Source organism: Mediterraneibacter sp. HA8405 (genome assembly GCF_056148955.1).
Genome location: NZ_CM148758.1, coordinates 250,865 through 261,666, shown reverse-complemented (window position 1 = coordinate 261,666; position 10,802 = coordinate 250,865). Strand labels below are relative to the sequence as shown.

Below are 10,802 nucleotides of genomic sequence, written 5' to 3'. Positions count from 1 at the left end.
TATTGAAGGAGCGGGGAAAATGGCGAATAAGTATTTGAGCGATTTACATCTTGGACATGCACATATTTTGGAGATGTCGAAAAGAGGAGAAAGGTTTGCAGACGTTGAGGAAATGAACAGATATATCATACGAGTTTGGAATGAGTATGTAGATAATTCAGACGATGTATGGATCCCGGGAGATTTTTCTTATCGTTCCGGTGTTGCTGTAGGGACTTATCTCAATCAGATGAAAGGGCATAAACATCTGGTGATAGGAAATCACGATATCAAGTGGATGAAAAATATTCAGTTGAATAAATATTTTGAAAGTATATCACACATGGAAGTGATTAAAGATGGGAAAAAGACGATTACTATTTGCCATTATCCCATGATGGAATGGAGCCAGAGCAGATATGCGAAATGTAATCCAGATGGATGTTCATGGCTGATTCACGGTCACATTCATGATTCGACAACCTGTGCTGCATATCAGTATATTAAAGAATATCTCCCGTGTGCATTAAATGCATGTTTTGATATAAACGATCATCCCGTGACACTGGAAGAACTGATTGAAAACAACAGGAAATGGTATGGACGATAAAAGAGGTGAGTTTTTTATGACGTACGTAATGAGCGATATTCATGGTGATTATTCATCATTTTATAATATGCTTGTTAAAATAAATTTTTCGTCTTTTGATAAGTTATTTATCCTTGGAGATGTAGTCGATAAGGGACCAGACAATCTTTGTCTGCTTGGATTTATCAGATCTATGCCTAATATTTTTTTAATTAAAGGAAACCATGAATATCTTTTTGAGAGATATCTGCAGGGGACTGTCAGCGCTGAATTATGGGATGCTTGTGGAGGCAGTACAACTCGTAAAGAGGCTAAAGGACTTACAGAAGAGAAAAAAGCTGACATGTTTCAGTATCTAAGAAGTTTGCCCGTTTATGAAATCGTAACGGTCGGGGGCAATGAATATTTCCTCACGCATTCAGGCTACAATGCAGATTATGATGTATTCCATTCCGGAACGGGTCTGATTGATATTAAAGAGTCTGTAGATCAGGCAGTTAAGGCGGATCAGGAAAGGTATTTGTTTTCAAATGATATTCATTATATACCGGCTGTTCTAAAATTTGATAAGAAGATAATTGTGGGACATTATCCGACGGTTTTAATTCCGGGACACGAGATGTATTCCATATTTTATGGGGAGAAGTTCTTTGATATAGATACGGGAAATGAGCGTAGGGATGAAGGGGGAAGGTTGGCCTGTCTTCGCTTGGATGATGGGACGGAGTATTATGTATGATTTAATTAATTCCTGAATGGCTGAATTAGAGGGGAGTACCGATGAGAAGAGTAAGAAATTGTTTGGTTAAAGAAAGTGAGTTTAGTTGTGCCATATTTCCGATTGGAGTAATAGGATTAACATTAGTGTTGGGAATTATGTTGAAAAAGTACATATTAGGATATTATTTCTGGTTGGATGAAATTCACAATGGTACATTATTTTTTTATACATATATAATAGTCGGGAGTTTGAATGCATGGTTTGTGTCAGACAGATGTAGAAACAAGAGTCTTCTTAGAATGCTAACTGCTGGGTTGACGCCAATAGCAGTTGTAATGAGTTTGCGCTGGTTTTTCTCGGGATTTGTAACCGCGAGGTTACTAATGCTGTTTATGATAATATGTAGTATCTATATATTATTTCAAATAGTAACTAACTTTTTGCAAAAGAAAAAGTTCAGAATAATCAGTATAGGAATAAATAAATGGCTTTCGGTTTTGACAATGGTTTCTATGATTGGGATGTCCGGCTATTGCCTGACGGGAATGGATTTAGTTGATATACAAACTGTGGGGTCAATTGTTGCCTCTGATGATGGGCGTTCGTGGGATAGTAATCGTGATACTTTAAGACTTTGGAAAGAAAATATTTATACCGACCTATCAGATCAAGAAAAAAAGAGCCTTTTTCAGGACACTATCATTTTAGAATGTCTGTATTGGGGGATTGACTCTGTAATATTGGAAGTTGAGACTTATAAGTCGGAAACACTTATGGGCTATTATTCTGATCAGTATTATACTATCAGTATTAGAGAAGAAATGTTCGATATGCCGCGCGAGGAGGTATTGAACACGCTCCTTCATGAGACACACCATGCATATGTACATAAGGCTGTGCAAAGTGTCGATTGGAATGATAAAAATATAGAGGATAATAAAGAACTCAGACTCTATAAAGATTTGCAACTTTATAAACAGGGAATTGATAATTATATATCTGCTGATGTTGATCCGGATAGTTATTACAATAATCCGATAGAGGTGGCCGCCAGAGAATATGCAGAGGAATGGGGACCTAAGTATCTTCAATATGCTGACTCAATTTAAATAGCATAGATAGTTTACTTTTATGTCGGAATGATATATAATTACGACATAAAAGTAAATGAGGCGGTATTATGAAAAAAGATATTTTAAGGAAATTGTCAGATGAGAATAACGGGTATTTATTTACGGCAGAGGTACTCAGCCATAAGATTTCTAAAACTTATCTTTCAAAATTTGTAAAGGAAAACGGATATGAAAGAGTAGCTCATGGAATTTATGCAGCGCCGGATGTCTGGCCGGATGAACTGTATCTGCTGCAGAAAATGAATCCTAAGATTATTTTTTCCGGGGAAACAGCACTCTATATCCATGGGCTAACAGATCGGGAATACGGCAGAATTGAAGTGACTGTTCCTCAGGGGTATAATGCAGTTCATTTGAGAAAAAAGAAAATTCAGGTAAGATCGCTAAAGGAAGACTTGTATGAATTGGGAGAAACTGTGGCTGAATCCGTATACGGGAATCAGATTGTAGTCTATGATAAGGAACGGGCCATTTGTGATGCGGTAATTAATCGGAAAAAGATGGATGTGCAGATGTTTCAGACTGCAATGAAAGAATATATGACAGACTCAAGCAGAAGGTTACAGGTTCTGGTTCGCTATGCAGAAAAGTTGGGAATACGTGACGAGGTTATGAAATATGTGGAGGTGCTAGCATGATCCATACATCAAAACAGTTAAAAGATAAAGTGAGAAATATTTCTCATGGTGATAATCAGACCGCACAAATGCTGATCCGTAATTTTATTATGGAGCGCTTTCTGGAAAGAGTTTCGATATCCCCTTATCGGAATAATTTCATATTAAAAGGCGGTATGCTTGTTGCTTCGTTAGTTGGGATTGACACAAGAGCAACTATGGATATTGATTCGACGCTCAAGGCACTGCCCCTCAATGAAGAGGATGCTGTACGAATTGTAAACGAGATTATTCGTATCCATGTAGAAGACGGCATCAGCTTTGAGATTGTAAAAGCAGCAGAAATCATGGCTGACTTTGAATATCCGGGAGTCCGGCTGGTGCTGGAAGCCAGACTTGACCGTTTGAAACAGAGGATTAAGATAGATCTCTCTACTGATGATGTCATTACACCTTCAGCAATCCGTTACAGTTATCGTCTCATGTTTGAAGAAAGGAGCATCGAACTGATGACTTACACTCCAGAAACTCTTCTTGCAGAAAAGATCCAGACAATTCTGGCGAGGGGAATTACAACAACACGGATGCGAGATTATTATGATGTGTATGAGATTGTAGTCGGAAATAAAGTCAGTATCGATAAGGAGGTGCTGGCAGAAGCATTTACCGCAACTTGCATGAAACGAAAAACTATATTTGGTTCGGAGCAAATAGAAAAAATCGTGAACGAAATATCAGCAGATGAAGGATTATTGAATCTGTGGGATCTATATAAGAATGATAATTTCTATGTGGGCGATATAAAATGGACTGTGGTCTGCAAAGCTGTATGCGCCTACATAAGGAATAACATTTCAAAATGAATTAAAAAAATAAATTTTAGATCTTGTGAAATAAGCCTCTTTCTTATGGAGAAGTGAAGGGAACAATATTTTTCCCTATCTAATCTATAGAAAGGGGCTTTTTTATATGGGATATGCAAGAAAAGATGTAGAAGCGACGAAGAAGTATCAGAAGAAATTTGTCAGGTATCAGGAAGGAGCAGAGAAATACAGTCTGGGACTGACAAAATTTCAGGCTCTGGCTAAAGAAGCAAAAGCGGTATACAAGATTGACAAAGTCGCTCTCGTTAATTGCGAGATTTTTGAAAAATATCTTGAAACATTTAGAGAGTATTGATCAGCTTCAAAGAAGGACTCCGATAAGATATTGCCTGTTGACATACTGTCATACAAAAAGTATAATATGCAGTATAGGAGGTATGAAAGTAGCCATGGCTAAAATGGGAAGACCGAAATTACCAAATGCAAAAAAGAAAGTTCTAAGCATACGTGTGTCTGACCAGTTATATGCACAACTGCTGGCATACGCCGAAAAACACAAAATGACTACCACCGATGTTGTTTTACGTGGGGTGGAAACTTTTATTTCCAGGCAGGATTAAGAGAAGAGTCCTTCTTTCATTATGAGAGGAGGAATGCATCATGGCGAAGACAAGAAAAGACCTGCGAGGAAGGTCGTTAAGAAAAGGAGAGGTGCAGAGGCAGTCAGATAAGCGTTATATGTATACTTACAGAGATCCGCTTGGACGACGCAAATATATATACGCAATGGACTTGACTTCCCTGAGGGAAAAAGAAGCAAAGCTTATGAAAGATCAGCTTGATGGTCTTGACTTATATGTCGCTGGGAAGGCAAGTCTGAATGATACGTTTGATCGGTATATGTCGGCAAAATATAATCTTCGGGAATCTACCAGAAGCGCATATGAGTACACGTATGACCATTATATAAGGGATACATTTGGAAGAAAAAGAATTGCGGAAATAAAATATTCCGATGTCCTGCAGTTTTACTATTATCTTCTGAATCAGAAAGAGATATCTTTGGGAACATTGGATTCCATCCATTGTCTCCTTCATCCCACATTTCAGCTGGCAGTAAGAGATGAGATCATCCGCAAGAATCCGACAGATGGAGTGATGAAGGAAATCAGCCGTGAGTCTGGAAAAAACAGAGGTGTGCGGCATGCATTAACAGTACAGCAGCAGAGAGTATTTATGGAATATATCGTAAACCATCCGATCTATTTTCACTGGTGGCCAATGTTTACGATTTTACTTGGAACCGGCTGCCGTATTGGAGAGGCTCTCGGGTTACGCTGGCAGGATCTTGACTTTGAAAATAGGGTGATCAGTATTAATCACAGCTTGGTATATTATCAGACCAGAGACAGTAAAAAATGCATGCTTCGAGTATCACTGCCTAAGACGGAAGCGGGAATCAGAACAATCCCTATGCTTGATATCGTTAAAGACGCTTTTGAGATGCTCTATGAAGAGCAGGAAGAAAATGGATTTAATGAGACAGAGATAGATGGGATGACAGGATTTATTTTCTGCAACCGCTTTGGCGGTGTGCCTAATCCACAAACTGTCAATCATACGATCAAGCGTATATTAAATCAGTATAATGCCGATGAGGTGGTCAGAGCTAAGAAAGAGAGAAGGAAACCAATCATTCTTCCCGATTTCTCCTGCCATCATCTGAGACATACATTCTGCACAAGACTTTGCGAACATGAAACGAACCTGAAAGTTATCCAGGCCATCATGGGACATAAGAACATAGAAACCACGATGGACATCTACGCAGAAGCAACAGAGGAGAAAAAGCAGGAATCATTCGAGAATTTAGCAGCTAATTTAGATATCTTTTAAGAAGGGCTCATGAATTCGAGTTTGACAGCACTGCTTTGGTATTACAGCAAATTGACAACAAAATGAAGAAGAACATGAAGAATTGTATAGGGTTATAATTTCCTGAAATACGTTACAATGAGTTCAGACGGTGGGAAATAAGCGATGACGAAGTGATTTTGAAATATTTCCCCACAATGAAGTCACAGGGAGCGGCAAAGAACGCTGCGAATAACGAAGCGCAGGCTTCTGGTACCGCAGAAGAAGCGCCGGCTGTAAAACTGGATCTCTCCAAGGTAAAGGTTGAGCCGCTGTTTGAAGATTTCGTTGATTTCGACACATTCAGCAAGTCGGATTTCCGTGTGGTGAAGGTAAAAGAGTGCATCGCCGTACCGAAGTCAAAGAAACTGCTGCAGTTCACACTGGACGATGGAACAGGTACAGACCGCACGATTTTAAGCGGGATTCATGAGTATTACGAGCCGGAGGAGCTGGTTGGAAAGACCTGCATTGCAATTACGAACCTGCCGCCGAGGAAGATGATGGGAATTGATTCCTGCGGTATGCTGATCAGCGCGGTTTATGAGTATGACGGACATGAGGGGCTGAACCTGCTGATGGTGGATGATCAGATTCCGGCGGGAGCGAAGCTGTACTAAGATAATGGAATGAATGATGAGGACACTTTTCTGAAAGAAGGTCAGAAGGGTGTCCTTTTCCGTTATGAGTAGAATTTAAGAAAACTAAAAAACATGTTCAACAAAGTTTTATTTGACTCTAAAATTTGATTTTAGGTTTGTATTCTGGCAGAAAAATAGTCATTGTAAGGGTGATAGCGGTATGCTATACTCTCAGTACGGGAAACCAGAAAGCCGGGCGGCTTACCCTCTTTTACCGGAGGGGCTTACCCTCCAGACGAAAGAAAGGAGGGCGTTGCCAATGTATGTTACATATGCTGACTTAATTCAGCTTTTAATATTCATTGTTGCCCTTGTTGGTCTTATATATGAGATTTTCAAGGATAAACGAAAGTAGCCGCCATTACTGCGAATAATGACGGCTGACCTAAAATAGGTTAATGCATTAATGTTCGGGGTAAGCCGCTTGTCTGGCTTCCCTTTTCTATACACAATATAGCATATATTCCCTAACAGAACAAGAAAAAATTTTTAACCCGCAAATACAGTTCTCTGCTATCATATGCAGGACGTCTGGAAAAGAAACATCTATATCTGTCTGGTTCTAATATAAAGCAGTTTGTGCCTGTTTCAACAGTTCATTATAATTTGTGCCGGGACAGTCCTGCATTCCACGAAGCTGCATACCTGTGATATGCTGAATCCCACGCTCAATCTTACCAAAGTTTTCTATGTCGTATCTACAATGTTACAATGAGGCCAGACTGAGAGTTTTAAAAAATATTATTGATTATTCTAAGCTGACAGATGAGCGAATTATATATTCTTATCATCTGCAGATTTACGGAACCAACACAGTTCCCACACTACCTGAATAAGAAAAGAGGCATGCCATATGATTTATGTTATAAGCGATATCCATGGAGATTATCCCTCCTTTTATAAAATGTTGCTAAAGATAAATTTTTCATCCTCTGATTCTCTCTGCATCCTTGGAGATGTGGTGGATAAAGGATCGGATAATCTTTATCTGCTTGAGTTCATCCGCCATATGGAGAATGTATGTCTGATAAAAGGGAACCATGAGTATCTTTTCGAGAGATATCTTCAGGGCACAATAACCGCTTCACTGTGGGATACCTGCGGAGGCAGCGCGACCCGCAGCGAGGCGGACCGCCTTCCGGAAGAGAAGAAAAGGGAATTACTGGCATATCTGAAGACGCTTCCGATATATAAAATCATAACAGTAAAGGGAGAACAGTATTTTCTTACCCACTCAGGATATAACGTGGATTATGCTGTTCAGGATCCGGAGACAGGCCTGATTGATATCCGGAAGTCTGTGGACCAGGCAGCTGCGGCAGATATGGAAAGATATCTGTTTTCAGATGATATTCATTTTATCCCGGCATCTGTCCGGTTTGACAGGAAGATCATAGTAGGACATTACCCGGTGATTCTTCTGCCGGATCATGGAACAGCCCGGATATATCACGGAAGCAGATATACGGATATCGATACCGGAAACGAGCGCCGTGACGCAGGAGGAAGGCTTTCCTGCCTCAGGCTGGATGACGGCAGAGAATTCTATGTGTAGGCGGCGGAATCAGACGGATTAAGAGAAAGGGATCCGGAAAATTCAAAGAGAGGAAGAACCGGCACTTGACATATTGATCTTACAGTTGTAATCTGTGTACAGACAAATCTTACAGATGTAATACAAAAATAAGTGCTGTTACATTTTCAGAAAAGGACAGAATGCATATGAAAGAAAAAGGCGGAAGACAGCGCCGGAAAGTCGGGCCGGGGAAGCGTTATATCATAGATGTGCGGCGGGGGATAATTCTTATCCTGGTTCTTATGGCAGTCTGTATGGGCTGCAGTCCGGACCGGCATGAAGAAACAGATACAGAAAACAGGGAAAGCGGCGGCTCCGAACAGCAGGAGACAGCTGAAGAGTCGGAGAATCTGGCAGAAGGATACCGGGAGATTTATGAGCAGGCTGCAGAGCAGGGGCTGCTGGATTCGTCTGATCTGAAGCAGGATATTATAGAGTATCTTGGCGGAATGGGATATGCGGCGGTTGATGCGGAGAATCAGATAAATATGGCGAATTACAGGCAGGTGGAGGAGTTCTGTGTAAAAGCCGGTGAAGGGGAGAATACAGAGACCACGATTTTTGCGGTTATGGATAAAGGAGGTTTTGTCCGGTATGATATGGAAGCGGAAAACGGCGGAATCCATGTGACAGTCAGTACACTCCAATGGGAAGAAAACCGGCCCCGGGTCTGCTGGCATCATGAATTTGAGGCTTGCTCCTGGAAGTATACGGAAAAAGGATATCTCTTTATCGAGGAATACCATCCACAGGGCTTTGACGGCCCTCCGGGAGAGACTGCGTTCCGGGTAAAGCCGCTGGATCAGAAATGCAGGGAATTCAGCCGGAAATATGTATATCCTATAGGATATACCAGGAATAACATGCTGATTACGGACTGGAATGAGCAGGATTATTCAGAACTGGAGCTGTACGATCTGTATGAGATTTTCTATTATTTAAAATACGGAGAATATGTGCCGTATGAGACGTATGAAGGCGCGGAGTATGAAATACCGGCCGGTGAATTTGAAGAAATAATCCAGGAGCATTTTCATATAACCCGGGAACAGATCGCGGCAAATACTATTTATTATCCGGACAGAGATACATACCGGTACAGACCCCGGTGGCTGCACGATTCGGAAGAACCCTACGAACCCTATGCGGAGGTGGTTGACTTCCGGGAACAGGATGACGGCACAGTCAGGCTCTGGGTCGAAGCAGTATGGGAAGAAAAAATGACCGACCGCGCGGTGACCAGCGAACTTGTTGTCCGTCCGCTGGAAAACGGCGGTTTCATCTATGTGTCGAATCAGGTCATTTCATGGGATGAAAGTCTTGAATCATGCTGGTACTCGCCCCGGTTAACAGATGAAGAGTGGGAAAAATGGAATTGAGAAAAGAAATACTGACAGTATCGTCTATTCTGAAACTGCTGTCTGTAATATAATAATGGAAAGATACGGAGGGACGGAACAGTGAGTTATGAAAAGATCAGTAAGTATATGAGTATGATTTTAAGACACAGACCGGAAACGATCGGGATTACTCTGGATGAGCATGGCTGGGCGGATGTGGATGAACTGATCGAAGGAATTGCCGCAAAGAAAAAGTTTAACAGAGAAATCCTGGAGGAAATCGTAAGGACGGATAAGAAACAGCGGTATTCATTCAATGAAGACAAAACCAGAATCCGGGCAAATCAGGGACATTCCATTCCGGTTGATCTGGATCTGGAGCCGTCGGAGCCTCCGGAAATACTGTGGCATGGAACTGCGGAGAAATATGTGGCTTCGATTGACAGAACAGGGCTCAGACCGGGAAACCGCATGTATGTGCATCTGTCGGCGGATGAGCAGACCGCTGAACAGGTGGGACGGCGTCATGGCAGGCCGGTGATTTATCAGGTGAAAAGCGGGGAAATGTATCGGAAAGGATTCCGGTTTTACCGGTCGGTCAACGGAGTATGGCTTACAGTGATGGTGCCGGCAGAGTATCTGCGGAAATTGTGACATATATGAAACTTCAAGATTGAAATGGGTGAGATAAATTGATTGAAAATAGAAGAAAGGAAAAGCAGGAGGGAGCGTGTAATGAATATTTTTGATTTAAGGGATACGGTATGGTTTCATCTTGATAAAGAGTATCCTGTGCAGGAAGTATATATAGAAATTAGACATTTGGAACATATAGAAAAGAACAGTGGTAAAAGAGAATCGAGTTGTTGCATTGTTCTGCCGGAATGTGAGGCGGAGGAACTGAAAACAGCAAGAGGTCCTCTGGTTATAGGAAAAGGTTTGGGAGGTTTGATATATGTTTATCTTCCGGAACAATGGAAGCAATTTGTAGCAATTCTTGAGGAAAGCCATCCTGACGATAAATTGAAATGGAGAACAATTAAAAGATATTTTTATGGATGCACATGTGAATCGGAGGCAATCAATGGTGAAATATATCTTCCCGAATATTGGATACGTGTTTTTGAGCTGGGGAAAAGGGCCATTCTATTAAAATATAAAGTAAACGGTGAAACATATTATGCTATCCGGCAGGATTATTAGAATTAGACAAAATATAATTTAATAAATAATACATAATATTGAGAAAAGAAATACTGACGGCATAGTCTATCCTGAAACTGCAATCTGCGGCGTAAATAAAATGATTGGAGGAAAAGAATATGGCGAATAAGTATTTAAGTGATCTTCATCTCGGACATGCCCGCATTCTGGAGATGTCCCGACGAGGAGAAAGGTTTGCGGATGTCGAAGAAATGAATGAATAGATTATACGCCAGTGGAATCTGCCCTGCGCATTGAACGCCGG

General features: G+C 41.0%; 12 protein-coding genes and 1 pseudogene. All 13 read left to right on the top strand.

Annotation, left to right across the window (positions count from 1 at the left end):
- Positions 1-19 precede the first annotated feature (19 nt).
- The 13 genes and pseudogenes from AC0QUU_RS01265 (at position 20) to AC0QUU_RS01205 (ending at position 10,537) form a co-directional block, all read left to right on the top strand.
- On the top strand, positions 20-589 hold the full coding sequence (locus AC0QUU_RS01265; RefSeq protein WP_474544138.1) for a hydrolase: 570 nt from the start codon (positions 20-22) through the stop codon (positions 587-589).
- Positions 579-1,307, top strand: a complete 729-nt coding sequence (locus tag AC0QUU_RS01260; RefSeq protein WP_474544136.1) for a metallophosphoesterase — start codon at positions 579-581, stop codon at positions 1,305-1,307. The genes AC0QUU_RS01265 and AC0QUU_RS01260 overlap by 11 nt, the downstream gene beginning before the upstream one ends.
- Positions 1,308-1,348: 41 nt before the next feature.
- Complete coding sequence (locus AC0QUU_RS01255; protein WP_474544135.1) at positions 1,349-2,398, top strand: hypothetical protein; 1,050 nt, start codon at positions 1,349-1,351, stop codon at positions 2,396-2,398.
- Between the two features lie 71 nt (positions 2,399-2,469).
- Positions 2,470-3,060, top strand: coding sequence for a type IV toxin-antitoxin system AbiEi family antitoxin domain-containing protein (locus AC0QUU_RS01250; protein ID WP_474544133.1), 591 nt, complete (start codon positions 2,470-2,472; stop codon positions 3,058-3,060).
- On the top strand, positions 3,057-3,902 hold the full coding sequence (locus tag AC0QUU_RS01245; protein WP_474544131.1) for a nucleotidyl transferase AbiEii/AbiGii toxin family protein: 846 nt from the start codon (positions 3,057-3,059) through the stop codon (positions 3,900-3,902). The genes AC0QUU_RS01250 and AC0QUU_RS01245 overlap by 4 nt, the downstream gene beginning before the upstream one ends.
- A 106-nt stretch (positions 3,903-4,008) precedes the next feature.
- Positions 4,009-4,218, top strand: coding sequence for a DUF6462 family protein (locus AC0QUU_RS01240; RefSeq protein WP_191432932.1), 210 nt, complete (start codon positions 4,009-4,011; stop codon positions 4,216-4,218).
- A gap of 82 nt (positions 4,219-4,300) precedes the next feature.
- Positions 4,301-4,483 (top strand): hypothetical protein, encoded by a 183-nt coding sequence (locus AC0QUU_RS01235; protein WP_474544128.1) that lies wholly within the window; start codon positions 4,301-4,303, stop codon positions 4,481-4,483.
- Positions 4,484-4,523: 40 nt separating this feature from the next.
- Complete coding sequence (locus AC0QUU_RS01230; RefSeq protein ID WP_474544126.1) at positions 4,524-5,759, top strand: tyrosine-type recombinase/integrase; 1,236 nt, start codon at positions 4,524-4,526, stop codon at positions 5,757-5,759.
- Positions 5,760-5,926: 167 nt separating this feature from the next.
- A pseudogene (locus tag AC0QUU_RS01225) lies at positions 5,927-6,397 on the top strand (lysine--tRNA ligase); the annotation flags it as partial.
- Between the two features lie 874 nt (positions 6,398-7,271).
- Positions 7,272-7,973 (top strand): metallophosphoesterase, encoded by a 702-nt coding sequence (locus AC0QUU_RS01220; protein ID WP_474544124.1) that lies wholly within the window; start codon positions 7,272-7,274, stop codon positions 7,971-7,973.
- Positions 7,974-8,140: 167 nt separating this feature from the next.
- Entirely contained in the window at positions 8,141-9,373 is a 1,233-nt protein-coding gene (locus tag AC0QUU_RS01215; RefSeq protein WP_474544122.1) for a DUF6070 family protein, read from the top strand.
- An 81-nt stretch (positions 9,374-9,454) separates the two neighbouring features.
- Entirely contained in the window at positions 9,455-9,988 is a 534-nt protein-coding gene (locus tag AC0QUU_RS01210) for an RNA 2'-phosphotransferase (RefSeq protein ID WP_474544120.1), read from the top strand.
- An 81-nt stretch (positions 9,989-10,069) separates the two neighbouring features.
- Positions 10,070-10,537, top strand: a complete 468-nt coding sequence (locus tag AC0QUU_RS01205; RefSeq protein ID WP_474544118.1) for a hypothetical protein — start codon at positions 10,070-10,072, stop codon at positions 10,535-10,537.
- Positions 10,538-10,802: the final 265 nt, after the last annotated feature.